The 25018-nt window shown below is 62.2% G+C and carries 23 protein-coding genes and 1 tRNA gene; 12 read left to right on the plus strand and 12 right to left on the minus strand.

All coding sequences use genetic code 11. The features are described 5' to 3' along the window. Window position 1 precedes the first annotated feature (1 nt). The 7 genes from pknB to ACIQTS_RS06175 are packed head-to-tail and all read right to left on the minus strand — an operon-like array spanning window position 2 to window position 9260. Window positions 2-1921 carry a Stk1 family PASTA domain-containing Ser/Thr kinase gene (pknB, locus tag ACIQTS_RS06145; protein ID WP_402472063.1) on the minus strand — a complete coding sequence of 640 codons (1920 nt, stop codon included), beginning with the start codon at window positions 1919-1921 and terminating at the stop codon, window positions 2-4. Next, entirely contained in the window at window positions 1918-3723 is a 1806-nt protein-coding gene (locus tag ACIQTS_RS06150) for a protein kinase (RefSeq protein WP_402472065.1), read from the minus strand. The genes pknB and ACIQTS_RS06150 overlap by 4 nt, the downstream gene beginning before the upstream one ends. Continuing rightward, window positions 3720-5180, minus strand: a complete 1461-nt coding sequence (locus ACIQTS_RS06155; RefSeq protein ID WP_402472067.1) for a penicillin-binding transpeptidase domain-containing protein — start codon at window positions 5178-5180, stop codon at window positions 3720-3722. The genes ACIQTS_RS06150 and ACIQTS_RS06155 overlap by 4 nt, the downstream gene beginning before the upstream one ends. Further along, window positions 5177-6574, minus strand: coding sequence for an FtsW/RodA/SpoVE family cell cycle protein (locus ACIQTS_RS06160; protein ID WP_400289682.1), 1398 nt, complete (start codon window positions 6572-6574; stop codon window positions 5177-5179). Before ACIQTS_RS06160 ends, ACIQTS_RS06155 begins: the two co-directional genes overlap by 4 nt. Further along, complete coding sequence (locus ACIQTS_RS06165) at window positions 6571-7965, minus strand: PP2C family protein-serine/threonine phosphatase (protein WP_402472071.1); 1395 nt, start codon at window positions 7963-7965, stop codon at window positions 6571-6573. Before ACIQTS_RS06165 ends, ACIQTS_RS06160 begins: the two co-directional genes overlap by 4 nt. 3 nt (window positions 7966-7968) lie before the next feature. Beyond that, complete coding sequence (locus tag ACIQTS_RS06170; RefSeq protein ID WP_105658670.1) at window positions 7969-8448, minus strand: FHA domain-containing protein; 480 nt, start codon at window positions 8446-8448, stop codon at window positions 7969-7971. Continuing rightward, complete coding sequence (locus ACIQTS_RS06175) at window positions 8445-9260, minus strand: DUF3662 and FHA domain-containing protein (RefSeq protein WP_181148929.1); 816 nt, start codon at window positions 9258-9260, stop codon at window positions 8445-8447. The genes ACIQTS_RS06170 and ACIQTS_RS06175 overlap by 4 nt, the downstream gene beginning before the upstream one ends. A gap of 283 nt (window positions 9261-9543) precedes the next feature. On the opposite strand from ACIQTS_RS06175, the gene ACIQTS_RS06180 reads away from it, so the two are divergent. Then, window positions 9544-9627: transfer RNA gene (locus ACIQTS_RS06180), tRNA-Leu, on the plus strand. An 84-nt stretch (window positions 9628-9711) separates the two neighbouring features. On the opposite strand, the gene ACIQTS_RS06185 is transcribed toward ACIQTS_RS06180, so the two are convergent. Beyond that, a complete protein-coding gene (locus ACIQTS_RS06185; RefSeq protein ID WP_402472074.1) occupies window positions 9712-10167 on the minus strand; it encodes a DUF523 domain-containing protein in 456 nt (151 codons plus the stop codon). 78 nt (window positions 10168-10245) lie between these two features. On the opposite strand from ACIQTS_RS06185, the gene ACIQTS_RS06190 reads away from it, so the two are divergent. After that, window positions 10246-10782 (plus strand): YdeI/OmpD-associated family protein, encoded by a 537-nt coding sequence (locus ACIQTS_RS06190; RefSeq protein WP_105658667.1) that lies wholly within the window; start codon window positions 10246-10248, stop codon window positions 10780-10782. Here the strand turns inward: ACIQTS_RS06190 and ACIQTS_RS06195 are convergent. Both ACIQTS_RS06195 and ACIQTS_RS06200 read right to left on the minus strand, forming a co-directional pair. Then, entirely contained in the window at window positions 10771-10932 is a 162-nt protein-coding gene (locus tag ACIQTS_RS06195) for a hypothetical protein (protein WP_402472077.1), read from the minus strand. The two genes, ACIQTS_RS06190 and ACIQTS_RS06195, sit on opposite strands and share 12 nt — an antisense overlap. Window positions 10933-10941: 9 nt before the next feature. Then, window positions 10942-11991, minus strand: coding sequence for a LacI family DNA-binding transcriptional regulator (locus tag ACIQTS_RS06200; RefSeq protein ID WP_402472080.1), 1050 nt, complete (start codon window positions 11989-11991; stop codon window positions 10942-10944). 150 nt (window positions 11992-12141) lie between these two features. Between ACIQTS_RS06200 and ACIQTS_RS06205 the strand changes: the two genes are divergently transcribed. The 9 genes from ACIQTS_RS06205 to ACIQTS_RS06245 all read left to right on the plus strand — a co-directional run bounded on the left by ACIQTS_RS06205 (window position 12142) and on the right by ACIQTS_RS06245 (window position 19121). Beyond that, on the plus strand, window positions 12142-13113 hold the full coding sequence (locus tag ACIQTS_RS06205; protein WP_402472082.1) for a nucleoside hydrolase: 972 nt from the start codon (window positions 12142-12144) through the stop codon (window positions 13111-13113). A gap of 87 nt (window positions 13114-13200) precedes the next feature. After that, entirely contained in the window at window positions 13201-13899 is a 699-nt protein-coding gene (locus tag ACIQTS_RS06210; protein ID WP_402472084.1) for a dienelactone hydrolase family protein, read from the plus strand. A 54-nt stretch (window positions 13900-13953) separates the two neighbouring features. Beyond that, entirely contained in the window at window positions 13954-14385 is a 432-nt protein-coding gene (locus tag ACIQTS_RS06215) for a universal stress protein (protein ID WP_038992696.1), read from the plus strand. An 88-nt stretch (window positions 14386-14473) separates the two neighbouring features. After that, complete coding sequence (locus ACIQTS_RS06220; RefSeq protein ID WP_133833742.1) at window positions 14474-15190, plus strand: LysR family transcriptional regulator substrate-binding protein; 717 nt, start codon at window positions 14474-14476, stop codon at window positions 15188-15190. A 42-nt stretch (window positions 15191-15232) separates the two neighbouring features. Continuing rightward, on the plus strand, window positions 15233-16021 hold the full coding sequence (locus tag ACIQTS_RS06225) for an enoyl-CoA hydratase/isomerase family protein (RefSeq protein ID WP_105662190.1): 789 nt from the start codon (window positions 15233-15235) through the stop codon (window positions 16019-16021). A gap of 14 nt (window positions 16022-16035) precedes the next feature. Beyond that, entirely contained in the window at window positions 16036-16701 is a 666-nt protein-coding gene (locus tag ACIQTS_RS06230) for an alpha/beta hydrolase (protein WP_332594766.1), read from the plus strand. Window positions 16702-16710: 9 nt separating this feature from the next. Continuing rightward, complete coding sequence (locus tag ACIQTS_RS06235) at window positions 16711-17610, plus strand: PfkB family carbohydrate kinase (protein WP_133833739.1); 900 nt, start codon at window positions 16711-16713, stop codon at window positions 17608-17610. Continuing rightward, window positions 17611-18405 carry an HAD family hydrolase gene (locus ACIQTS_RS06240; RefSeq protein WP_402472088.1) on the plus strand — a complete coding sequence of 265 codons (795 nt, stop codon included), beginning with the start codon at window positions 17611-17613 and terminating at the stop codon, window positions 18403-18405. After that, entirely contained in the window at window positions 18402-19121 is a 720-nt protein-coding gene (locus tag ACIQTS_RS06245) for a glycerophosphodiester phosphodiesterase family protein (RefSeq protein WP_332594765.1), read from the plus strand. Before ACIQTS_RS06240 ends, ACIQTS_RS06245 begins: the two co-directional genes overlap by 4 nt. Before the next feature lie 9 nt (window positions 19122-19130). Here the strand turns inward: ACIQTS_RS06245 and ACIQTS_RS06250 are convergent, their stop codons facing one another. Next, window positions 19131-20108 carry a hypothetical protein gene (locus ACIQTS_RS06250; RefSeq protein ID WP_332486985.1) on the minus strand — a complete coding sequence of 326 codons (978 nt, stop codon included), beginning with the start codon at window positions 20106-20108 and terminating at the stop codon, window positions 19131-19133. 92 nt (window positions 20109-20200) lie between these two features. On the opposite strand from ACIQTS_RS06250, the gene ACIQTS_RS06255 reads away from it, so the two are divergent. Next, window positions 20201-23383 carry an HAD-IA family hydrolase gene (locus ACIQTS_RS06255; RefSeq protein ID WP_402472090.1) on the plus strand — a complete coding sequence of 1061 codons (3183 nt, stop codon included), beginning with the start codon at window positions 20201-20203 and terminating at the stop codon, window positions 23381-23383. Between the two features lie 82 nt (window positions 23384-23465). Here ACIQTS_RS06255 and ACIQTS_RS06260 read toward each other — a convergent pair whose 3' ends face one another. Continuing rightward, complete coding sequence (locus ACIQTS_RS06260) at window positions 23466-24872, minus strand: sugar porter family MFS transporter (RefSeq protein ID WP_105662185.1); 1407 nt, start codon at window positions 24870-24872, stop codon at window positions 23466-23468. Between the last annotated feature and the right edge of the window lie 146 nt (window positions 24873-25018).

Consider the following 25018-nt stretch of genomic DNA (forward strand, 5'->3'; position numbering starts at 1 on the left):
CCTATCGGTCGCGCCCGTTTTCCCGTGGCGGGTTAGTCCGATCTGGCGGGCCGTTCCCATTGGAAGGAGCCGGAGCGTCACTGGTCGGCGAAGCACTGTCGGACGGATCATCGGATTCTTCTGAATCTGGAGATTCGGTCTCGCTGGGCGATGGTTCTTCACTTGGTTCTGGTGCCGGCGGAGCCTTGGCCACAGAAATCTTCACCAGGCTTCCCTGAGCCACGTCCTCGGAGGCCTCGGGGGACTGCTTGAACAGGGTTCCCTCAGGGTAGTCGTCGGTTGCCACCTCATCGAACTGAACTTCCAACCCGATGTCGTCCGCAGAGAGCTTCTCTTCAGCTTCCTCACGGCTCATCTCGGTAACGACCGGAACGGTCACCATGCCGGTAGAAAGGATCAGGTCGACTTCGCTGCCGGCCTTCACCTTGGAGCCCAGCTCCGGGCTGGTGCCAATTACCCAGTCGGTTGGAATGGTTGCAGAGTTCTCCCGGCTGACTTCACCCACTTCGAGGCCAGCTTCACGCAGGGCATCGCGGGCAGCCGTCTCGGACTGGTTCGCCAGATCCTTGGGAATCGTGCGCTGTTCCGAACCATCGGAAATGAATAGCGCAACCGTGGATTCCTTGGAAACCATGGACCCTTCTGCCGGGTCGGTTCGGGTCGCCTTGCCCTGCTCTACTTCATCACTGAATTCCCGCTCTACACGCACCTGGAAGGTGGAATCGCGCAGCAATTCACGTGCGTCGTCTTCGGACATCTCCAGGACCTTGGGCACAGCAACTGGGGCACGCTTTTCAGCCTCGGCCTGGATCGAGCGGATCACCAGGAAACTGGCGATACCCACAGCAATCAGGGCAATGATGGTCAGCAGGATGATCAGGCCGCGGTTGGACTTGTGCCGTGCAGGGGCCTCGGGAGCCTCATCTTCGACGAAGACCGGGTGCTGGCTGGTGCCTGGCGCTGACTGCGCGATGAATCCGGTTTCAGTCTCGCCGTGCATGCCGTATATCGGCAAGGTGTAGGTTGATGGTGCCGGTTCGTCATCATGGAATTCAATGCCGTTCAGTGCATCTTCCAACGCAGCCGCGAAAGCGCCTGCGCTCTGGAAACGGTCATCGCGTTCCTTGGACAGAACCTTGGAAACGATCGGGTCGAAGATCGGGTCAACGTCGTGCTTGACCTCGCTGGGCGCTGACGGAATCTCGCCAACGTGCTGGTACGCGACCGAAACCGGCGAATCACCGGTGAACGGGGGGCGCTGGGTCATCAGCTCGTAGAACAGGCAGCCAACAGAGTAGATATCCGAACGGAAATCGACCTGTTCGCCGCGTGCCTGCTCAGGAGAGAAGTACTGGGCGGTTCCCACCACAGCGGCGGTCTGCGTCATTGTCGCCGATGTGTCCAAGGCACGGGCTATGCCGAAGTCCATCAGCTTCACGTGGCCGGCATCGGTCACCATCACGTTGGCCGGCTTGATGTCGCGGTGGACGACATTGTTATTGTGCGAATGATCCAGGGCATTGCATACGCCGCGGGTGACGTGCACAGCGAAGGAAGCGTCGACATCGCCCGAAGCGATCACCTGCTTCAGGGTCCGGCCGGTCACGTATTCCATGACCATGAAGGGCAAGCGCTCACGGCTATGATCGGTAGCAGGCAGCTCGCCGGTGTCGTAGACGGCAACGATATTCGGATGGCTCAGGCCCGCGACGGCCTTGGCTTCACGGCGGAATCGATTGACCACCATGGGGTTGCTTGCGGTATCCGGGCGCAGCACCTTGACCGCGACCTTGCGCGAAAGCACATGGTCGGCGGCAAGATAGACATCCGCCATGCCGCCGCGGCCTACCAGCGATTCGATCTCGTAGCGATCGTTGATCAATCGTGGCAAGCCGGGGGGCAAGGCTTCGACTTCACTCATGGCGCTTCGCTTTGGTCCGGCTCTGCAGCTTCTGGGGATTCAGATGCCGACGGGGTAGCGGACTCGGATGCTTCGGGCTCTGGGCCCATGGAAATATCCAGGGTCACCGTGGTGCCCGGCTCTACTTCGCTGCCGGCTGGAACGTCCTGCGCAAGCACCGTGCCAGCGACCGAAGAGTCATGGCGTTCCTCGCCCTTGGCCACGGCCAGCCCAGCGTCCTGGATGCGCTTCTGCGCGGCTTCGTAGCCCATGCCGGTTACCGAAGGCACGCCAACGGTTTCAGGAGCCATGGCGTAGGTAATCGAAATGGTTTCGCCCTTTTCGACGCTGCCGGTCGGGTTCAGCGAAATGACTTCGCGTGGCTCGTACTCATTGGTTTCCTGCGGGGTCGCGTCAACGACCAGGCCCTTGCCCTCAAGCTCTGCCGTCACGGTGTCGATATCCTGGCCCACCAGCGAGGCCGGAACCTCTACGTAGGTCACGGTTTCACTCGGGGTCGGGGAAGAGGACTCGGAGGTCTCCGATGCTTCGGTGGTTTCCTCCGAAGGATCGGTGGATTCCTCGGTCGGAGAAGGGGATTGGGAAACATCGGTGCTCTGCGTGACCGAAGCCGTCGGCTGATTGTCCTTGTCGCTGCTCATGGCAGGGATCAGCCACGCCAGCAAGGCAATCACGGCGGCCAGCGCGATGATCACGATCAGCGGGATCAGCCAAGGGCTGCGTTTGGCCCCGGCCTCGCCAGCCGGATCCTGGGTATCCACGTCCTCGTCATCGAATCCGCCGGCTGCGGCACTGGACCCGGATAAACCGCTGGTAGCGCCGGCAGGTTCCACCACGGTTGGCATCGCATTGGTCATTGTCGGCGCGGAATCAGCACGCGGCACCACCTGGGTGGCGTCGTTACCTATGTTGACCACTTGGGTTGCGTCGGTGGCGATACCGGTGGCAAGCATGCCGGGAACGGCCAAGGTCGCGGTATTGGTATCACCGGAGCGCAGTGCATCGGCGGCCTTCGCCAGCGCCGTTGCGTCCTTCGGGCGATCCGACGGGTTCTTGGCCAGCATCGACATGATCAGCTGGCGTACCGGTGCCGGGATGGTGTCCGGCAGCGCCGGGGGAGCATCGTTGACCTGTGCCAGGGCGATGGCGATCTGCGATTCGCCGGTGAACGGGCGGCGTCCTGCCAGGCACTCGTAGCCGATCACGCCCAAGGCGTAGATGTCAGAGCTGCCGGTGGCGATCTGCCCGGTGGCCTGTTCCGGGGCCAAGTACTGGGCGGTTCCCATTACCTGTCCGGTGGCGGTCAGCGGAACCTGGTCAGCAAGCCGGGCAATGCCGAAGTCGGTGATCTTCACGACGCCCGAAGGCATCACCAGGATGTTACCCGGCTTCACATCGCGGTGCACCAGGCCGTGCTCGTGGGCTGCTGCCAGCGCGCGGGCGGTCTGCGCGATCAGCGAGAGCGTACGGTCCACGTCGAGCTTGCGCTCGCGCTCGATAATGGTGGACAGCGGCGGGCCGGGAACCAGTTCCATCACCAGATAGGCGGAGCCCTGTTCCTCGCCGTAGTCGAAGACGCCAGCGATGCCAGGGTGGTTCAGCAGCGCGGTGTGGCGTGCTTCCACGCGGAAACGCGTCAGGAAGCTCTCATTATCGGTGTATTCCTCTTTGAGGATCTTGATCGCTACCAGACGTCCTAGGACCTGGTCTCGTGCCTTCCAAACTTCGCCCATGCCACCGATCGCAATGCGGTCGGTCAGCTTGTAACGACCGCCCAAGGTGGTGCCGGTTACTGGCCTCACTTGTTGAACACCGCCTCTAACATCGTCTTCATAAGTGCACCTGCCGTGTTGTGGCCGGTGTTGTAATCTACGTCTTGAATATTGACCGTGATGGCAACCTGCGGATCATCGGCCGGTGCGAAACCGGTCATCCAGGAGTTCACCATGCGGACTCCGTTCTCTGACGGTCGCTGCGAGGTGCCGGTCTTGGCTCGGAAATCCACGCCGGGAACGCGGGCATTCATGGCCGTACCGCTCACAACCGGGCCTTCCATCAGCTCGGTGAGCTGTCCGGCAACTTCCGGGGTGGTGGCCGTGGAGAACTTCTCCGGCTTCGGGTCCTCGATAACTCGAAGATCCGGCGCGATGACCTTGCCGATCAAATTCGGCTTCATGATCACGCCGTCATTGGCGATGGCCATGGCGGCCATGTTCATCTGCAGCGGAGTAGCCTTGTTTTCCCATTCGCCGATTGCCATCTGCGCCATCTGCGCTTCATTGGCCTCAGCAGAAGGGAACTCGCTTGGGACAACATTCTGCGGGATGCTCAGCTGCTGCCCGTAGCCGAAGCGCTCGGCAACCTCGGTGAAGGCATCCTTGCCGACGGTCTGGCTGATCTCGATGAACGGGGTGTTGCAGCTCTGGGCAAAGATGAACTCTAGTCTTGCCCGGGTATCCCGCGCGCAGATGCCCTCACTGAAGTTGTTCAGCGGTTTGTTCGTATGCGGATAATTCACCGACACCGGATTGTCGATGGGGGTTTCCATATCGAACTTGCCCGATTCCAGGGCCGCAACGGTGCTGAGGATCTTGAACGAGGAACCTGGGGTCACCGGATTGCTGATGGCCGGGTTCCGGTAGGGGCTCAAGCCGTCGATGTTGCTGATGTCCTTCAGGTTCTGGGCCGCCTGGGAGGTCGAGTGCACCGCCAGCTGGTTGGTGTTGTAGCTTGGCTTGGAAGCCATCGCCAGGATGTCGCCAGTCTTCGGATTGGTCACGATGATCGTGGCCTTCAAATCGTCAGGAATCGCTTCGAAGGCAGTCTTCTGCAACTGCCCGTCAATGGTCAGCTCAACCGAGGCGCCTTCGGAACGGGTACCGGTGAACATGGCCGACAAGCGGTCGAAGAGCAGATCCGAGCTCGTGCCGGTCAGCCAGTCGTTCAGCTGCGATTCGAGCTGGGTGGTGCCATTCGCTAGCGAATAGTAGCCAGTCAGATGGGCGTAGGTTTTCGCGTCGTGGTAAACACGCTGGAATTCGAACTGGCCATCATCTGTCGGAACGGATTCGGCGATTGGCTTGCCGTCGACCAGGATCGCGCCGCGGGGCAGATCGAACTCGCGGTAGAGTTCGCGCTTGTTCAGCGCATTCTCGGAGAGCGGCTTGGCGTCGAAGAACTGGATGTAGCTCAGTCCACCCAGGCAGATGACGAACAGGACGGTTAGCGCAACCCAAACGCGCTTGATTGCATGATTCACTTTTTCGTCACCGCCTTGGTGCTGGAGGTAAGGGTCGTGCTGGCACTTGCAAATTCATCGGTTGGTCCTACGCCGCCAGTCTTCGGGCGGCGCGAGTTGTGGGAGATCAGGAGCAGCAACGCGATGATGATCCAGTTCGCCAGCAGCGATGAGCCGCCGGCGGCCATGAATGGCGTTGCCAGGCCGGTCAGCGGGATCAGCCGGGTGACGCCTCCGATGATCACGATGCATTGCAGGCCCAGGGTGAAGGACAGGCCTGCAGCTAGTAGCTTGCCGAAGGTATCGGCCGAGCCCAAGGCGGCCCGCAAGCCGCGGGAGATCAGCAGCATGTAGAGCAGGATGATCGCGGCCACGCCGATCAGGCCAATTTCTTCGCCGAAGGAGGCAATGATCATGTCGGAGTTGGCCAGCGGAACACGGTAGGGGGAACCAGCGCCCAGGCCGGTGCCGAACAAGCCGCCGTCAGCCATGCCGAATAAGCCTTCGACGATCTGCATGCTGCCACCCTTGGCCTGGTAGATCGCAGGGTCAAAGGCGTTGAGCCAAACGTCCAGGCGGCGGGTTACGTGGCCCATGGTCAGGCCCGCGACGATGCCGCCGGCAACAACCATCAAGGCGCCAATGAGCACCCAGGAAATACGCGCGGTTGCCACATAGATCATCACGATGAACAGGCCGAAGAAGAGGATCGCGGAACCGAGATCGCGCTGCACCACGAGCACGCCGATGGAAAGCAGCCAAGCGATAACCATCGGAGCCATATCCCGCAGGCGGGGCAGCTGCAGCGGTCCGAACTTGCGGCCAGCCATCAGGATCAAGTCGCGGTTCGACGAGAGATAGCCAGCGAAGAAGATCGACAAGGTGATCTTCGCGAGTTCGCCTGGCTGCAGCGAGAACATGCCCATGCGGATCCAAATGCGGGCACCGTTGATCGTGACACCCAGTCCGGGAACCAGCGGAAGCAAGAGCAATACGACCGATAGCAGCAGTGCGATATAGGTAAACCGACGCAGCAGGCGGTGGTCCTTGATAGCCCAGAGAACTACCGAAGCAATGACGATGGCAATGGCGGTCCAGAGCAGCTGGCGCGCCGACTGGGACGTTCCTTTAGCCAGGTCAATGCGGTGAATCATAGCTAGGCCGAGGGAGTTCAACGCGATCGTAATCGGAAGTATTACCGGATCGGCATATTTGGCGAAGATGCGCAGCAGCACATGAACCGTCAGGGATAGTGCCGCCAGGATGCCCATCTGCACGTAGAAGTCGGTGTTGTCGACATCCTCGGTGGAGCTGCCCACCAGATAGAACGCGGCACCGCCCACACAGAGGGCTAGCAGCACCAGCAGCAGCTCGAGATTGCGCCGTGGCACCGGTGCGGTTTGCACTTCGGTCATTGCATTATCTCCTGGCAGTAGGCGGGCAGTTCGAGCTGGTTGGCGGAATCCGCGGATCCGGGAACGGTGACCGGGCAGTTCTGCTTCGCGGTGACCAGGAGTTCCTGGATGATCATCTGGGCATGCTGCTGGTTCTCTGCCGAGATGGTCGATTCAACGCGGTGGCGTGAATACTCCGGCAGGGCTTCGAGCGGCACCTTGCTGACTGTATCGACCTCGGAGAGCGAAATCGGTCCAAGCTCCTGGGGAACGCCCTTGTAGATTGCGACCTTTCCATCGACAGTGCCCACGAAGTACTGGGTCTGGGTCCACATGTATCCCCAGACGCCCAGGGCAATGACGAAGAAGGCCGTCAAGGTCAGCAGGATCGGCATCATCCAACGGCGCTGCTGCACCGGCGCGTCCAGTGGATCCAGCACCTCGCCGGCCGCCGGGGAACGGTGGGTCAGCAAGGCAGCTGCACGGCGTTCGCCGGTGTGCTGGGTCACCACCGGGATCTGGCCGGTTTGCGTCGCAAGCTGGGCGGCGCCCACCAGCAGGTGGGGACGCTGGGAAATCTCATGGCGGAGCAACGAAGCGCTGGCTTCGACATCGCCTTCGGCGGCAATGGTGAGCTGGCCGGTATCCGGTGCGGGTTCTGGTTCGGCAGGCGCTTCGCCCTCGACGACAGCGTTTTCGACAACCTCGAACATCACCACGGTGACGTTATCCGGCGCACCATTCTTCAAGGTGATGGCAACCAGGTCATTGACCGCTTCATCCATGTCGGCGGTAGTGCGGATGATCTGCTCGATTACCGGAACCGGCACCGCGTCGGTGAGTCCGTCAGAGCACAGCATCCAGCGTTCGCCGGGTTCTGCCTCGAACTGGTCGACATCGAGTTCCGGGGAGGCATCCGAGTCGCCCAGCACGCGCAAGAGCACGTTCTTATGCGGGTGGACCTCGGCCTCGGCCGGCTTGATGCGGCCTTCGTCGACCAGCCGCTGCACGAATGTGTGGTCCTTGCTGATCTGCTCGAAGACCCCGTGCTTCAAGCGGTAGGCGCGGGAGTCGCCGATGTGTGCCATGTGCAGGTTACTTCCCGACAGCAGCAGGGAAGTGACGGTGGTGCCCATCCCCGAAAGCTTCGGGTTGGCGCCGACGAGTTCATTCAGCACCAAATTGGCGGCCTGGATCTCATCCGGCAGGGCATTTTGCGGATCTGCGGTGCCATCGTGGTCCAGATGCACCAAATCAAGCACGGTGGAGGCTGACGCCACGTCACCGCCGACGTGTCCGCCCATGCCATCGGCAAGCACCGCGAGGTACGCACCGGCGTAGGCGGAGTCGTCATTCTTCTTGCGAACCCGCCCCACGTCGGATTTCGCAGCAAATTTTAGTTTGAGGGCCATAGGCTAGGGCTTCAATTCCAGGACAGTCTTTCCGATGCGGATTCGCTGGCCGGGCTCCACTGCCTGGGCGCGTGAGAGCTGGTTGTCACCCACGAAGGTGCCGTTGGTTGAGCCGAGATCTTCAATGAACCAGCGCGATCCCTGCGGGAACAGGCGGGCATGGCGTCCTGAAGCGTAGTCATCATCGAGAACGACGGTGGCATCCTGAGCTCGCCCGAACATGATCGGTTGGCCGCGGAGGGGAATGCTGCTGCCGGCCAGTGGGCCCTCAACAACTTCCAATGACGTGGCGGCCTTGCGCGCAGGCACTTCTGGTTCCGCCAGCTCAGGATTCTTCTTCAGTTCCCGAGCGCTGGGCTTGCCGGTGCGGGCCCGCGATCCGATGGCCAAGTCGCGGCGCATCGATCCGACAACGCTTAATACGAGCAGCCAGATGAGGACCAAAAAGCCCAATCGGAACAAGCTTAGAACCAGGTCGTTCACGCGCGGCCTCCGTTGTTCGAGGTAATCAGCCGAAAGACGATTTTTGTCTGTCCGATAGTAATGATCGAACCGTCAAATATACGGGTTTCTTCCGAAATCTTCTTGCCGTCCACGTAGGTTCCATTGGTTGAACCCAGATCGGTGACGACGAAACTGGTTTTGCCACGGGTTTCGACGCGCACATGCTGGCGGGAAACGCCGGAATCATCCACGGGAATATCGGTGCTGGCCGAACGGCCCAGCACGATGGAGTGGTGATGCAGGGCGTAGCGCTGTCCAGCGACCTCAAGAATTGCCTGCTTCTGCATGGGTTTCTTGGGGATCTCTGCAATCGGACGGACCGATGGACGTGGCTGTGCGGTTGTCGGCGGGGTGGCGGATGGTGCTGCGGGCGCTGCTGCTCGCTCTTTTACCGGAGCCGAGGCTGCTGGGCGCGAGCTGGACTCCTTGACCGAGCTGGCAATCTCCATTTCTCCGGGCTTGAAATCGTCCTTGGAAACAAAATGGATCGTGATATCGCCGTGGACCGAGTAGTCCTGGGCTGCCGCATGCTCGGCGGTGACCTTTGCCATTTCGTTGACGACGCCCCGCCCCCAACCCTGCGCGGTGTTGTAGTCCTTGGTGCTCAGCGAGACAACGAAGTCATTGGCTGCAAGGCTGCGGCCCTCGCTGATTGGCATGATTCCGCGGTCCATGTCATTGCGTAGCGCGGTAGTCAGTTCGACTGGCTTGAGATCTGCGGTGCTGGTGCCACGAAAGAAGCTAGTGACGACCTTCTCTAAGCCGCGTTCGACATTGTCGAGAAAGCCCATTATTCGTGCTCCTTCCTTAGGGTCCATGGCTGGTTATTGCGAGCCTGCATTCACGCCGTCCAAGCTGTGAACACAGAACTTCATATTCGATCTTACTGTTTTCAGCTGTGCAAATGCCGAAAAATCCTTGAGCGGCTCAAGTGCGTCAATATCAACGATAAATGCCCCAAAAAGGTTTCCCATGTGTCCCTAACCACAAATGAGGGTTTCGATTAGGTGAACGGAAAATGAGTGTGTAAGCTATTTCTTGTTGCAAAGAACGATGGCAACGAAAACAGAATATGCGCGAGTGGCGGAATTGGTAGACGCGCTGGCTTCAGGTGCCAGTGATCGCAAGGTCGTGGGGGTTCAAGTCCCCCCTCGCGCACAAATGGAAAATAACCCTTGATCTTCGGATCGAGGGTTATTTTTTGTTTAAAAGAGCAACTGAATCGTTATCTTGCAGGGTGTGTCAGTTTGCCGGTGGCGCGCTGACGTTGACGCCCCGGCGCTTGAGCAGGGCGGCCAGTACGCCATCGCCGGCAACGAGTTTTCCGGTGTGCGAGCCATCGTAGATGGTGCCGCAGCCGCACGAGGGGCTGCGATCCTGCAGGATCGCCTCGGTGATTCTCTGGTGCTGGACTAGATCCAAAACCGTCTGGGCACCAGCTATGAACTGCCCGCTGATGTCCTCGCCGTTGATGTCGATCACGCAGGCCCGGCCTTCCAGCACATCGTGGCCATCGCCACCGACAATCTCCGCTGGCGGACGCGGAGTAGGGAGCTCACCCAATTCCTCAGCGCAGGCCGCAACGGCTTCTCCTCGTGCCACGGCCTCGACGATGGCAGGGTTTGCCTTCGCCTTGCCGTTGTAGCGGCAAGGGATGCCGGCCAGGCAGGAACTAACGAGCAGCGGAGGTTGGGTCATAACAGCAGTCTAGCCACGTGGAAGCGCAATGCCGCCGTGCCATAGACTGCCCTTGGACAACGGAGAAGGGGAATTCCCATGGCGGTATCCAATGAGATATTCGAACTGAATGGAACTGCAGATCTGGTCAACGATCGGAAGATAATCAGGCTCGACCAGGAATCCAGCGACAAGTTGCCAAGCCGCGGACAGGTTGCGGTGGAACTTCTCCAGGCGCATGAAGGCCACGTGGTCGTAATAGATCCCGACGGGCGCCGAGGCCACTGGTTGGCCCTCGATGGACAGGGCGCGCCCCAGCTGTTGGCCGAGGCGGGGGATCAAGTGGAATTGACCGCCCGGGTCGCTAGAACCTGGCCGGAAACAGGGATTCCGCAAGACCTGGCCAGTGCCCTGGGCGAGGCTGGGGATCTGGATGAGATGTGGGCAGGGCTCACTGCCATGGCCCGCTGGGAATGGGTACGCTGGATCGGTGCGACCAAGAACCCTTCCACGCGCGAACGCCGAGTGGAGGCCAGTATTTCCAAGCTGCGTGATGGCAAGCGCCGGCCGTGCTGCTTTGATTTGTCCTCATGCACCGATCCCGAAGTTTCGAAGAGCGGAAAGCTAATCCAGTAGCACCCAGCTGCGCGCGGCGGATTCGATGCCGGTGCCCGGTGGGGTTGCCGGGCTGGTAATGAGGCCCAGCACTCCGCTGGACATGACGATCAGCCCCAAGGCAATCAGCAGGGCGATGGCGGCAGTGACCTTGGCAGGCCATTTATGCATGTTCACCGGTTAGTCTCCTTTGTTGCCCAGCGTCGATCCGCGGACAATCAACGAACTGGGCAGCATTGTCTGCAGTGGGTCAGGGGTCTTTCCATCGAGCAGCGCGCGCAGCTTCAATGCGGCCTGGCATCCGCCTTCCTGGGCGTTGAGCTGCACGGAAGTGATGGAAGGGCTGGACGTTGCCGAGTAGGGAAGGTCGTCGAATCCGGCCACCGCAAGCTGCTGCGGAATGCGGATACCAAGCAGGCGCGAAGCATGCAGCACGCCGAAAGCGTGGTTATCGGTTGCGCAGCCCAGTGCGGTCACGCCCGATTCATGCCACTTGGGCCAATGCTGGCCAAAGGCTGCTGAAGCCTCAGTGACGTCGATCATCGAGCTGGCAACAGAAGATGGCAGCACTTCGATGCCGTACTCCCTTGCCGCCGCCAGGAAGGCCTCGCGGCGCACTGCCAGGGTCTCGGTGCCGGTGCTGGCATCCAGGTAGGCGGCCTTGGTGTGTCCCTGTGCAGCGAAATGGGCTACGACTTCCCGCGCTCCCTGGGCGACGTCCATATTCACGGCAGGAATCGATGGATCGATGCCCGGGGCATCCAGGGCCACCAGCGGGAGGTTGCTCGAAATTTCCTCGAGGAAATCCTGGCTTGGGGCATGGACCAGCAGCCCGGCCGGACGGAGGCCCATGATCTTCCTCGTTTCGCTGGCGCTGGGGGAGACGCCGGCATCCGTGACCGAGAGCAGGAGCTGGTAGTCGCTAGCCAATACCGAGCGCACGCCAGCGATCACCTTGGCAAAGAAGGGGTTGGAGATATCCGGGGCCACCAGGACCACCAGCGAACTGACGCCCTTGGCCAGCGAGCTGCCGATGCTGTCGACGAAGTAGCCCAGTTCGCGAATTGATTCACGCACGCGCTGCTCATTCGCGGTCGAGACCCGGCCCGCCGACTTCCCGTTGGCAACAAGAGAGACCGTTGCGGTGGAAACGCCGGCGTGTTCGGCTACCATCGCTGCGGTCACGCGGCGTGGAGCGCGCGAGTTGCCGGACTTCTCACCATTCTTCATGGCTCCATCGTAGTCGGAGTTGTGACACGCGACAGCTTTGCGTTAAGCGCTTGACGATAGCATGGGGACGCGAAAGAATTATCAAAGGATGCCTATCCGCCCCCACGACTTAGCTACCGGCCACCAGCTGGCAGAGCGAAGGAAGAAGCCATGACCCAGGACAGCAATGCCCCGCGCAAGATCATTTTGGACTGCGACCCGGGTCATGATGACGCCGTGGCAATGATTCTTGCCCATGGCAATCCCAAGATCGACCTGCTAGCCGTGACCACCGTGGCCGGCAACCAGACCCTGGATAAGGTCACTGCCAACGCGCTGGCCGTGGGTACCATCGCCGGCATTACCGGCATTCCCTTCGCGGCCGGCTGCGCCCGTCCGCTGGTGCGCGAAGTGGAAACCGCGGGAGACGTCCACGGGGTTTCCGGGATGGACGGGCCGGCCCAGCCGGAGCCGGGCATCGAACTCGATGGGCGCCACGCCGTGGACGTCATCATCGACCTGGTGATGAGCCATGAACCCGGTGAAATCACCTTGGTGCCCACCGGCGCATTGACCAATATCGCCTTGGCGGCCCGGAAGGAACCGCGCATCGTTGAACGCGTGCGCGAAGTGGTGCTGATGGGCGGCGGCTACCACACCGGCAACTGGTCGGCGGTGGCAGAATTCAATATCAAGATCGATCCTGAAGCTGCGCACATCGTCTTCAACGAGGCCTGGCCGGTGGTGATGGTCGGATTGGACCTGACCCACCAGGCGTTGGCCACCTCCGAGGTGGTTGAACGCATCGAGAAGATCGGCACCGGCCCATCGACCTTCGTGCGCGAGCTGATGGACTTCTTCGCCCGGGCCTATCGAGACCACCAGGGCTTCGATGCACCGCCGGTGCATGACCCATGCGCCGTGGCCTACGTGATCGACCCGGATATCGTGCGCACTGTCAAGGCCCCGGTCAGCGTTGAGCTGCGTGGCGAGCTGACCTTGGGGATGACGGTCACGGACTTCCGCGCGCCGGCTTCCGCCGACTGCAATACTTCCGTGGCGGTGGACCTGGATCACGAAGGCTTCTGGAATCTGGTGGTCGATGCGCTGGAACGTATCGGCGAGGTCACGCTCGGAAAATAGAACAACTTTGGCGCAATGTGGGGCAGGTCAATGCCAATGGCGTCCAGACCTGCATAAACTGGAGTCACACGCAGAGCAGGAGGCACCATGGCGGACAAAACCCCGCACCAGAACGTGACTTTCCCTTCTTCAGGCGCGCAAGCGCATGGCTATCTCGCCTTGCCGGGGTCCGGCAAGGGCCCTGGGGTCATCGTGATCCAGGAATGGTGGGGTCTGACCGACCATATCCGCGACGTTGCCGACCGGCTGGCCGCGCAGGGCTTCGTGGCTCTGGCTCCGGACCTCTATGGAGGCTGGATCACCCACGACGGTGAAGAAGCCGGGCAGATGATGTCCCAGCTCCCGGAAGCCGCCGGGGCCCAGCTATTGAGCGGTGCCGTGGACTACCTGCTGGCCAATGAGCACGTCACCAGCGAGAAGCTGGGCGTCATCGGCTTCTGCATGGGTGGCGGTTTCGTGCTGCAGATGGCTGCCCAGCAAGGCGGGAAAATTGCCGCGGCCGTGCCTTTCTATGGCGTCGGCCAGGGTGTGCCCAACGATTTTTCCGGAGTCCGCGCGGCCATCCAGGGCCACTACGCGAACCTGGACCAGATGTACTCGCCGGCTCAGGCGAAGGCTCAGGAAGAGCAGATTCGCCAGGAATCAGGCGCGGAAGTCCAGTACTTCTACTACGACGCCGATCACGCATTCCACAACGACGAGAACCCTGCCGGCAACTACGATCCCGAACAGGCTGCCATCGCATGGCAGCGCGCCGTGGACTTTTTGCAGGCTAAAGTGGCCTGAAGGCCATAAAGTGTTACCCATCACTTAATGCATCACTCATATAAGGAGAACAATATGTCTGAAACCATCATCGTAGGCGTAGACGGTTCCGAAACCGCACAGCGCGCAGCCCGCCGCGCTGCAGAACTCGCCGTCAAGCTCGACGCTGACCTGGTGGTCATCACCGCTCACGCTTCGGATAACACCGAGGTCGTTTCCATCGGTTCCGATACCTGGATCCTGGATGACGCAGAGCAGGCCCGCAAGCTCGCCCAGCGCGTAGCCAACGACGTGAAGAACGCTGTGCCAGGCGTCAAGATCACCGCTGCTGCCGGCCACGGCAAGCCAGGTGACGTGCTGATCTCCGACGCCGAGGACCGCAAGGCTTCCATGATCGTTGTCGGCAACGTGGGCATGAAGGGCCTGGGCCGCGTGCTCGGTTCGGTAGCTTCCTCGGTGGCCCACTCGGCACCATGCGACGTTCTGGTCGTCAAGACCGACAAGTAGGCCTCCCCGGCTTGCGCGGACGCAGGCGGGCACCGGTTCACCGGTGCCCGCCTGCGCCATTTAACCCGGCAGAGCGTAGGCTTAACCCGTGCAGAAACTTCGAATCGCCTACGCAACCGGCGTCACCCCCGGCAAATGGATGGACCGCTTCCAGGAACGCTATCCTGCCATCGAGTTGAAAGCTTGGCGCCTGGATGAGGGGGAAATCCTGGATCTGCTGGCCAATGGCGAGGCTGACGCAGTATTCGTGCGCTATCGCGGCGACTCGCCCAAGGACGCAACGCGCCACGTCATCCCGCTTTACGAGGAACTCGAAGTGGTCTGCGCGGGCAAAGACCACGACGTGGAGTACTTCGAAGAATCCGTTCCGCTGGAGACCGTAGAGTCCTTCCCTCAACTCGACTTGGCCGACTACCCGGAATCCGTGGGCGGCATTCCGGTAGCGATGGAAGTTGTCGCATCCGGAGCCCAGGTGCTGCGCACCACGCAGTCCATTGCCCGGCTCTTCGCCCGCAAGGACGTGGTGGTGCGCTTCATTGAAGACGGTTCGCCAACCCAGGTGGGCATCGCCTGGCCTACCGCCACCGAAGACACCGCCTTGCTCGAAGAATTCATCGGCATTGTGCGCGGACGTACCGCCAGCTCATCGCGCCAGACTTCGGTGCGCAACCAGGAGCAGAAGGCCAAGCGCGTCAATGAGCAGAAGAAGGCCAAGGCGAAAGCCCAAGCCAAGGCAAAACAGCAGGCCAAGAGCTCATCCAAGAAGCCACAGGGTGCCAAGGCAAAGCCACGCAAGCACCGCTGACAATCCAATACGTGACGCGCGTTACGTGAGAGAGTTAGGGGTATGAAGCAATTCGATACCCTCAGCCTGAGCACCCAGGGCTCGGCCCTCATCCTGACCGTCAACCAGCCGAAGTCGCTGAACGCGTTGGCAAAAGAGGTCGTCAACGACCTTGAAGCCTTCCTGGACTGGTTCGAGGCCACCGGCTATGAATACCGCGGCGTGATCCTCACCGGTGCCGGCGAGAAGTCCTTTGTCGCCGGCGCCAATATCGTCCAGCTGCGCGAAATGGACCCGGCGGCGGCGCTGGCCTACGGGCGCCAGATGCACGCGGTCACCGAACGCCTGGAGAAGCTGCAGGTTCCAGTGATCGCCGCAGTCAACGGCTTCGCCCTGGGCGGCGGCTGCGAACTCGCCCTGGCTTGCGATTTCATCTACGCTTCCGAGACGGCCAGCTTTGGGCAGCCGGAGGTCAACCTCGGGCTGGTGCCCGGCTTTGGCGGCATGGTGCGCCTGCCGCGACGTGTCGGCAACGCGATGGCCCGTGAATTGGTTTTCACCGGCCGCCGCATCAAGTCCGAGGAAGCATTGCGCATTGGCCTGGCCAACCGCGTTGTCCCGGCCGGGGAACTGATTGACCAGGCCGTGGCCACCATCGAGGAGATCGCGAAGGTGGCACCGACGGCCGTTGGCAATGCCAAGGCCGCGATGGTGGACATGGACGCGCTGAACACCCATGACGCCCTGCTGGTTGAAGCGCAGTCCTTCCAGCAGGCCTTCGGAACCGCCGACTCGGTGGAAGGCCGTGCCGCCTTCGTCGAAAAGCGCGCCGCGGTTTTCCCGGGCAACTAGCCGGGGCGCCGACCATGCACTACGGGGCGCACCCGGACCAGCAGGTCCAGTTCTACGAGCCGGAACGCACCACCGCTCGCGGAGCGGTGATGATCATCCACGGCGGATACTGGCGTGAAAAGTACACCGCTAGCCTTGGCGTGCCCCTGGCAGAGGATCTCGCTGCCCGCGGGATCCCTGCCTACAACCTCGAATACCGGCGCGGGCCGGGCAGCGCGGCGAAAATGCTGGCCGATGCCCGGCTCGCGCTGGGCCTGGTCAAGGAAGAAGGGCCGATCACGCTGATCGGCCATTCAGCCGGAGCGCAATTGGCCTGCGTGCTGGCCGCCCATGATGCACGGGTCTCCCAGGTGATCAGCCAGGCCGGGGTCCTGGACCTTGAAACGGCGCAGCGCCTGAAGCTCAGCGGCAGCGCAGTGGACGAGATGCTCTCAGGCGCGTCATTGGGCGCCTGCAATCCGGTGGAATTATGGCCAATGCATGCCCGTGTCGTAATCTTTCATGGACGGGACGATGGCGATGTTCCGGTAAGAATTGCCCGTATCGCAGCCCAGAAAGCGGCTGCGCTCGGACAGGAGCACAGCTTCTCGCTGTTCGCGGGAGACCATTACACCTGGATCGATCCGCACAGCAGCCAATGGGCTGCCTGCGTGCGTGCCCTGTCCCCACTGCACTACTGAAGGAGCAGCATGAACCCGACCGTGATCGGCGAGGCCCTCGTTGACGTCCTGGCCTCCGGCATTGCCCCAGCCCAGGAGTTCGTTGGCGGCAGCCCGTTGAACGTCGCGGTTGCGCTCTCCCGCCTGGGGTACCCGGGAACCTTGATTTCCCGCTGGGGCGCCGATGACAAGGGCCGCAAGATCGAGGATTACCTCAAGGACAACAACGTGGCATACCTGGGCGGAGCCGATGACCAGGCCACCGTCATTGCCCATGGCATCCTCGACCCGGCCGGCGGCGCGGCCTTCGCGTTCAACGCCTACTGGCAGATGCCGACCATCGGGCCGGAGCTGGCCCAGGATGCCGAGCTGGTGCACACCGGCTCCATCGCCACCTTGTTCAGCCCCGGAGAACTGCTGCCGCTGCTTTCGGCCGCGCGCACCCATGCCACCATCAGCTACGACCCGAACCTGCGCCCGTCGCTGGTCACCAACCATTCGCAGACCGTGGCCGAAGTCGAGCGATTCGTCGGCCAGGCCGACGTGGTGCGGGTCTCCGGCATCGACCTGAAGTGGCTGTACCCGATGCGCTCGGTCCAGGACTCGGCCCGTGCCTGGCTGGACATGGGGCCGGCGATCGTGGTGTCCACCGCAGGCTCGCGCGGGTCCTGGGGCGTCGTTCGCGCCGGCGACGCCGAATTCACTGCGCCGTCGGTGGAAGTCACCGATACCGTGGGTGCCGGCGATACCTTCACCGCCGCGCTGCTGTGCTGGCTGGCCGAACATGGACTGATTGGCGCGGCCAACCGCGAAAAGCTGAACCAGCTGCAGATTGCGGAGCTTTCGCGAGCCCTGGAATTCGCGGCCCTGGCCGCCGCGGTGACCGTGCAGCGTGCCGGGGCGAACCCGCCACGCCGCCAGGAGCTGTAGATGATCAAGCTGATCGCCTCGGACCTCGACGGCACCATTGTCGCCAAGGACGGCACCATCTCCGAACGCACCCAACGTGCCTTCATCCAAGCCCGCGACGCTGGCATCCAGATAGTCTTCGTCACCGGACGCCCCTTCCGCTGGCTGAGCCCGATCATTGAAGCCTTCGACGGGATGGGCACGGTCATCTGCTCCAATGGCGCGGTGCTCTACGACCTGGAACAGGACGAAGTGATCTGGTCGCGCACGCTCAGCGCGGCCACCGCGCGGCGGGCGAGCGAAATCATCCTGGAGCTGGAACCGCGCGCGTCCTTCGCTGCCGAGACCACCAAGGGGCTGCACCTGGGTGAAGGCTTTGCCGACCGCCACCACAACTTCGGGGTGCAGGCAGTCCTGGATCTGGCTAGCGAGTCAATTGATTCCGAGGGCATCGTAAAATTCCTTGCCCGCTCCCAGCACCTGCCGATAGACAAGTTCTATTCCTCGGTTGAGCCGCAGCTGGCAGAACTGGTATCGGTGACCCACTCCGCCTTCGACGTTTCCCTATTGGAAATGGCGCATGTGGATATCCACAAGGCCACCACGCTGCATGAATACTGCCAACGCCTGGGAATCGCCGCAGCTGAAGTGATGGCCTTCGGCGACATGCCCAACGACATCGAAATGCTCGAATACGCCGGCCACGGCTACGCGATGTCCTCCGGACACCCCATGGCGCTGGCCTCCGCCCGCTTCCGGGCACCCTCGCTGGCCGATGACGGGGTAGCCCAGGTCATTGAAGGCCTGCTGAAATGACCTACGCTTTTTCGCACCGCGGCGTACGCACGGGCAACGAGGAAAACACGCTGGCAGCCTTCCAGCGCGCCGCAGACCTGGGCATCACCCATCTGGAATCGGATGTGCACGCCTCAGCCGACGGCACGGTCTACTTGTTCCATGACCAGAGCCTGGACCGGGTGACCGACGCGAGCGGGAATTTCAACGACTTCACCGACGAGCAGCTGGCAATGGTGCGGGCCGGAGGGGAACCGCTGTGCACGCTTGATGCACTGCTCGATGCGTTCCCGCACGCCACACTGAACCTGGACGTCAAGGACGAGCACGTGATCGGCCCGCTGGCCGAGCTCATCGAGCGCAGGAAAGCCCATCGGCAAATTGCCCTAGCGTCCTTCTCCACGGCACGCAGCGCCGCGGTCGGCCACCTGCTTTCCGCTCCGATACGGCGCTCGCCGGGTCAACGGGAAATTGTCGCCATCTGGCTGTGCGCCCACCTGCTGGGCTGGGTTCCCAAGCGGCTGCTGGCAGGCTTCTGGGCGGTCCAGGTGCCGCTGAACCAGGGCATGCTGCCGGTAGCGACCCGTCGATTCATCAAGGCGGTCCACCGAGCCGGCGCCCAGGTGCATGTCTGGGTCATCAACGACGAGCCGACCATGCGGCTGCTGATGGAGCGCAAGGCCGACGCCATCATGAGCGATGACGCGGCCTTGCTGGCCAGGGTTCTGGGCTCTTGAACTGCGGCCCTAGGAGATATCCAGGGTTCCCAAAACGGTCTCGGCGTGCTCCTGCAGTTGCTCGTCGCTGGCATCCAGGAGCAGGCGCAACCAGGTCTCGTGCTGCGACAGCGGCGCAACCAGGCAGGCTGGATTAATCAGGTCGTACAGCTCATCTGCTGAGCCGTAGGCAGAGAACTGGTCCAGGTACGCGAAAAGCACCTTCATCACGCGCTCATCACCGGTATCGCAATCCCACGCTTCGCACATGGCGGCCAGCGGCGTGTTCAGGGATGAGAAGGGGTGAGCCCAGTGCGCGGAGGACAGATTCAGGATGCGGCCGTGGTCTCCGGCTTCGGCAGGAACCACCACCTGCGACAGATCGAAGTTGCCGTGCTCGATGCTCAACGGCACCGCACCGGCATGAAGGGCAGCGGTGGCCCTCCTCAACTCATCGAGATGAGAAACCATCTTGTCCGCCATGGATCCCTCCAGGTACAGCGGGTGTGCCGGGTCCAGGGACACATGCATCATCAGCGCCTGCTCGTACTGCTCGGGCAGGAACTGCGGGTCCACCACGGTGACCCCGGAATCAAAGAATTCTTCCTCGTGGCCCATCAGCGCGACCTGGAAGGAACCGAGCGAGGCCATGGCCAGCTCCCAGTTCTCCACCGAATCGCCCAGATCCGCCAGGGTGTGCCCGAAATCCGGGCTGAGCATGTAGCCGGCGATCCGGTCGATAGCCAGTGGCATCACCACGCGATCGGGCAGCAGCTGGCCGGCAGCGACCGTGGTCGCTGGTTCCGAAGCCAGCCCCGGAGCGTTGGCGCTGAAGATCAGATCTGCGGCACCGGTCTGAACCGCCGCCTGGATCTGGTGCAAATCTGCGGGCCAAAAATCCGGTCCTGCGGTGCGCTGAATGCCATATGCCTCGCACGCAGCATCGATCCACTCGGCGGTTGCCTCACGCCAGTCTTCGCTATTCCATACATCTATCCACTGAGCCACATTCTTATCGTAGTATGTCGAAGCAAGCGCGTTCAGTTGCTACGGTAAGGACTACGGCCAGTAATTCGCTCCTCTTTCGAAGGATTTCGATTGTGAACGCTTTTCGTCCTGAGTACCGACATCGTGATTACAAGGCCGTCCTCTTTGATCTGGATGGCGTGATCACTCCTACCGCGTTGCTGCATCGCAAGGCGTGGGAAGAACTTTTCACCACCTTTTTCGACAAGCACCCGGGCGTGGCCCCATACACTTCCGAGGACTATTTCAACCTGCTTGACGGCCGTCCGCGTTATGACGCGGTGGCGGCTACCCTCGAATCCCGCGGCATCAGCTTGCCCCGCGGGGCTGAAAGCGATCTGCCGGGGGAAGGCAGCATCTGCGCGCTGGGCAATATGAAGAACGAAAAGTTCACCCAAGTGCTGCAGCGCGACGGGATCGACCCCTATGCCGGCTCCGTGGCCTACCTGCAACAGGTGCTGGATGCCGGGCTGGACGTCGCGGTGGTGTCCTCCTCGCGCAATGCCCGCGTGGTATTGGCTGCCGCAGGACTGGCCGAGCATTTCCCATTGGTGATGGGCGGCCAGGAAGCTGCCGCGCGCCGGCTGGCGGGCAAACCGGCCCCGGACACGTTCCTGGCTGCCGCCGCCGATCTGGGTTGGCGTCCGGAAGAATGCGCCGTCATCGAGGATGCCACCAGCGGGGTGAGGGCAGCGCGTGCCGGAGGCTTCGGAGTCATCGGCGTGGCCCGCGAAGGCAATGAGGCCGCCTTGCTGGATGCAGGGGCCCATTTTGTGGTTCATGACCTTTCCGAACTGGTCTCCGAGCAAGCAGCCAAGGCCTGGGAAGAGGACTCCTGGTCGCTGTGGCGCGGGAACCAGCGTGACAGCGATGGCGCCGAAGACACCGTTTTCTCCTTGGGCAACGGTTTTCTGGGTGCACGGGCTGCGCAACTGGGTCTGGGGGACCAAGGAGGCGGCACATTCATCAACGGGCTGCATGAGACCTGGGAAATCCGCCATGCCGAGAGCGCCTTCGGGCTGGCCGAAACCGGGCAGACCATGATCAGCGCCCCGGATTTCCGGACCATGCGCGTGTTCATCAATGACGAAGCCCTGGAAGTCGGCCGCACGGAGATGCTGCGTGATGAGCTGCGCCTGGATTTCCTTGACGGGACGCTGACCGCGCACACCCTGTGGCGAACTGCCGAGGGGCACCGGGTAGCCGTCACTGCCCGCTCAATGATTTCCTTCACGGATCGCCACGTGGCGCTGCAGGACGTGCATGTGCGCCTGCTCGATGCTCCGGCGCAGGTGCTGATCCAGTCTTCGGTCATCGGGTACCGCTCCAGCCGGAAGGTGGCTTCCCCGGAGGAAACCGATGCCGGGGTTCCTGCCGATCCGCGCAAGAGCGAGGAAGCCAGGGCCAACCCGCTGCATCCGGCGGGCACCCACCGCGATGGCGCCCGGCTGGGCATCTCGTACCAGGTCTTCGGATCCGGGATGTCGGTAGCAGCAATGGTGGAGCACGAGGTGGCCACCACTGGCGGAGCGCAGGCGGAGCTGTCCGTGGTCCGCAAGGTGGACGATGACCGCGCGGATGAAGTGATCAGCACCAGGCTGGAAGCCGGGCAAGGCGTGCGCGTCTCCAAGTACGCGGTCTACCACTCCTCGCGGCGCCATCCTGCCCAGGAGATGCTCTTGCGTTCTGAGCGGGCCTTGGAGCACCTGGTGCCGTTGGGGATTGACGAGCACTTCCGCACCCAGCGCCGTTTCATGGCCGACTACTGGGACCGCAGCGATGTGGTGGTGGAGAGCGATGAGCCCGAGCTGCAGCGCAAGATCCGCTGGAACCTGTTCCAGCTCGCCCAAGCTGCCGGACGTGCCGACGGCCTGGGCATCAGCGCCAAGGGCGTGAGCGGCAACGGCTATTCCGGGCACTATTTCTGGGATACCGAAATCTATGTGATGCCGTTCTTGACCTATACGAACCAGCAGTGGGCGCGCAACACGCTGCGCGCCCGGGTCTCGATGATTCCTGCAGCGACCCGGCGGGCGCTGATCATGAACGAGGAAGGCCTGCTCTTCCCATGGCGCACGATTAACGGCGAGGAAGCCAGCGCCTATTATCCGGCTGGCACTGCGCAGTACCATATCAATGCCGACGTGGTGTATTCGCTCAACCGGTACCTCGGGGTCATGGAGGATGACGAGTTCCTGCTGGCCGGCGGTGCCGAAATCCTCGTGGGAACTGCGCGCATGTGGGCCTCGCTGGGGTTCTGGCGTGGCGACCAGGGCAATGAGCGCTTCCATATCCATGGGGTCACCGGGCCCGATGAGTACACCGCGGTAGTCAACGACAACCTCTACACCAATGTCATGGCGCGCTTCAATTTGCGCCGCAGCGCCCAGCTGCTGGCCGAAATGGCCCAAGAGCATCCGCGCGAGTTCGCGCAACTGGCCAGCAGGCACTCATTGGAAAACGAGGAGATCGCCCTGTGGCTCAAGGCCGCTGATTGCATGCACATCCCGTATTCCGAAACGGTCGGAATCCACCCCCAGGACGAGCATTTCTTGAACCGCGAAGTCTGGGACCTGGCCAATACCGGTGCGGATAAGCGGCCGTTGCTGCTGCACTACCATCCGCTGGTGATCTACCGCTTCCAGGTCATCAAGCAAGCCGACGCGGTGCTGGCTTTGTGGCTGCGTTCCAGCGATTTCACCGCCGAGCAGAAACTTGCGGATTTCAACTACTATGACCCGCTGACTACGGGCGACTCGACACTGTCGGCGACAGTGCAGTCGATTCTCGCCGCCGAGGTGGGCTACCGCGATCTTGCCTGGGAGTATTTCGAGCACGCGCTGAACGTGGATCTGGAAAACCTGCATGGCAATACCGCTGACGGCGTGCATGTGGCATCGACCGGTGGCGTCTGGTCGGCGCTGATCTACGGCTTCGCGGGGCTGCGCGACGATGACGACCAGCTGCGCTTTGATCCGCGGCTCCCGGAGAAATGGCGGGCCCTGCGCTTCAACCTCGGGTGGCGGGGCATGAGGATTTCCGTGGGCTTGCGGGCTGAAGCCATTGATTTCACCCTGCACGGAGCCTTCTCCCGTCCGATCTGGGTGCGCGGCCGGCAGGTCGATCTGCAGCCGGGGCAGACAGTCAGCGTGGCGCTCGCCGGCCAGGGCCCGACGCTGGAAGGGCGGCCAAGCTTGGAGCATGTGCTCTCGCTGCAAAGCGACGTCGGCGTGGATGTGCCCAACAAGGCCTGGTAAGCATCCGGGCACGCAAAAGGAGGCAGGAACCATCTTGGTTCCTGCCTCCTTTGCGCAATCCGCAATGCCCTGCGGGTGGTGCCTAGAGGGTCATCTCCTCGAGTTGGCGCCCCTTGGTTTCCTTGACCAGGAAGATCACGAAGATCAGGGAAAGCAGCGCGAAGAATGCGTAGATGCCGTAGGCCAATGCCAAGCCTGCCTCGGCGAGGGCCGGGAAGGTGGTGGAAACGGCGAAGTTGGCGATCCACTGCGCCGAGGCTGCCACTCCGAGTGCCATGGCGCGGATCGAGTTCGGGAAGATCTCGCCGAGCAATACCCATACGGCCGGACCCCAGGTGGCGCCGAAGCCGACCACGAACAGGTTGGCCGAGACCAGGGCGACGATGCCCCAGCTGCCCGGCAGCGACACGGCGCCGTCGATGGTGACCGACTGCGCGAACGCTACCGCCATCATGCCCAGCGACACGGTCATGATGGCCGAGCCGATGGTGAGCAGCAGCTTGCGTCCCAGCACGTCGATCAGCAGCACCGCCACGATCGTTGCCAGCACGTTGGTCGCCGAGGTGATCAGCGAAATCGTGAAGGAATCCGATTCGGCAAAGCCGACGGACTTCCACAGCGTCGTGGAGTAGTAGAAGATCACGTTGATGCCGACGAACTGCTGGAAGACCGAGAGCAGGATGCCGACCCACACCAGCGGGTGGAAGCCGAAGCGGCCCAGCAGGTCCTTGAAGACCTGGCGGCGCTCGATGTGCACGGTGGAGCGGATCTCTTCGATCTTCTTTTCGGTATCCGTGCCGGCGTTCATGCCCATATCGCGGGTCAGCACGGTAGCTGCTTCAACGAAGCGGCCGCGCTCGACCAGGTAGCGGGGAGATTCGGGCAGGCGCAGCGAGAGCAGGCCGTAGAGCACTGCTGGAACCAGCAGCGACAGGTACATCCAGCGCCAGGCCGTCAGGCCGAACAAGCCGACGGCATCCGCCGAGCCCATGACGAAGACCAGCAGCGCGCTGACCAGGAAGGCCACGAAGATGCCCAGCACGATGGCCATCTGCTGCATGGTGCCCAGGCGTCCGCGATGCGCGGCCGGGGAGACCTCGGCAATGTAGGCAGGGGCGATCACCGAGGCGAAGCCCACGCCGATGCCGCCGACAATGCGCCAGATGATCAGGTCGGTTACGCCGAAGCACAGGCCGCAGCCGATGGCTGATGCTGCCAGGAGGATGGAGGCGAAGAGCATGGTGCGCACGCGTCCCACGCGTTCGGAGACCACACCGGCTATCCAGGCTCCCAGTGCTGCGCCGAGCAGGGCGCAGGAAACGGTGAATCCGATGGTTACCGCGTTGAGCCCGAATTCGTGCTCGACAGCGTCCACGGTGCCGTTAACGATTGATGAGTCATATCCGAAAACGAACCCACCCAATGCCGCCCCGAGGGCGATGAAGATGAGTCGCGCGGAGAGTTTTCCGTCTGATGTAGTCGCAGTCACAATGAGCCATGCTATCGGATTCGAGAGCCGCAGAATCCCGATTTTCCGATTTTTTATGGGAGATCGATCACAAATTGGAAGGAGTCCTTACTTCAAGACCGGGGGAGGCCCAGTGCGCGTCGCCGCTTCATGACTGGCCAGCTTCC

It is taken from the genome of Glutamicibacter sp. NPDC090743 (assembly GCF_044769125.1).
Taxonomy (GTDB): Bacteria; Actinomycetota; Actinomycetes; order Actinomycetales; family Micrococcaceae; genus Glutamicibacter.

What these genes read in the sequence shown, in the direction of transcription:
- pknB (WP_402472063.1), bottom strand. Translation starts at nt 1,921, where the DNA reads ATGAGTGAAGTCGAAGCCTTGCCCCCCGGCTTGCCACGATTGATCAAC.
- ACIQTS_RS06160 (WP_400289682.1), bottom strand. Translation starts at nt 6,574, where the DNA reads ATGACCGAAGTGCAAACCGCACCGGTGCCACGGCGCAATCTCGAGCTG.
- ACIQTS_RS06165 (WP_402472071.1), bottom strand. Translation starts at nt 7,965, where the DNA reads ATGGCCCTCAAACTAAAATTTGCTGCGAAATCCGACGTGGGGCGGGTT.
- ACIQTS_RS06175 (WP_181148929.1), bottom strand. Translation starts at nt 9,260, where the DNA reads ATGGGCTTTCTCGACAATGTCGAACGCGGCTTAGAGAAGGTCGTCACT.
- ACIQTS_RS06185 (WP_402472074.1), bottom strand. Translation starts at nt 10,167, where the DNA reads ATGACCCAACCTCCGCTGCTCGTTAGTTCCTGCCTGGCCGGCATCCCT.
- ACIQTS_RS06190 (WP_105658667.1), top strand. Translation starts at nt 10,246, where the DNA reads ATGGCGGTATCCAATGAGATATTCGAACTGAATGGAACTGCAGATCTG.
- ACIQTS_RS06195 (WP_402472077.1), bottom strand. Translation starts at nt 10,932, where the DNA reads ATGCATAAATGGCCTGCCAAGGTCACTGCCGCCATCGCCCTGCTGATT.
- ACIQTS_RS06200 (WP_402472080.1), bottom strand. Translation starts at nt 11,991, where the DNA reads ATGAAGAATGGTGAGAAGTCCGGCAACTCGCGCGCTCCACGCCGCGTG.
- ACIQTS_RS06205 (WP_402472082.1), top strand. Translation starts at nt 12,142, where the DNA reads ATGACCCAGGACAGCAATGCCCCGCGCAAGATCATTTTGGACTGCGAC.
- ACIQTS_RS06210 (WP_402472084.1), top strand. Translation starts at nt 13,201, where the DNA reads ATGGCGGACAAAACCCCGCACCAGAACGTGACTTTCCCTTCTTCAGGC.
- ACIQTS_RS06215 (WP_038992696.1), top strand. Translation starts at nt 13,954, where the DNA reads ATGTCTGAAACCATCATCGTAGGCGTAGACGGTTCCGAAACCGCACAG.
- ACIQTS_RS06225 (WP_105662190.1), top strand. Translation starts at nt 15,233, where the DNA reads ATGAAGCAATTCGATACCCTCAGCCTGAGCACCCAGGGCTCGGCCCTC.
- ACIQTS_RS06230 (WP_332594766.1), top strand. Translation starts at nt 16,036, where the DNA reads ATGCACTACGGGGCGCACCCGGACCAGCAGGTCCAGTTCTACGAGCCG.
- ACIQTS_RS06235 (WP_133833739.1), top strand. Translation starts at nt 16,711, where the DNA reads ATGAACCCGACCGTGATCGGCGAGGCCCTCGTTGACGTCCTGGCCTCC.
- ACIQTS_RS06240 (WP_402472088.1), top strand. Translation starts at nt 17,611, where the DNA reads ATGATCAAGCTGATCGCCTCGGACCTCGACGGCACCATTGTCGCCAAG.
- ACIQTS_RS06245 (WP_332594765.1), top strand. Translation starts at nt 18,402, where the DNA reads ATGACCTACGCTTTTTCGCACCGCGGCGTACGCACGGGCAACGAGGAA.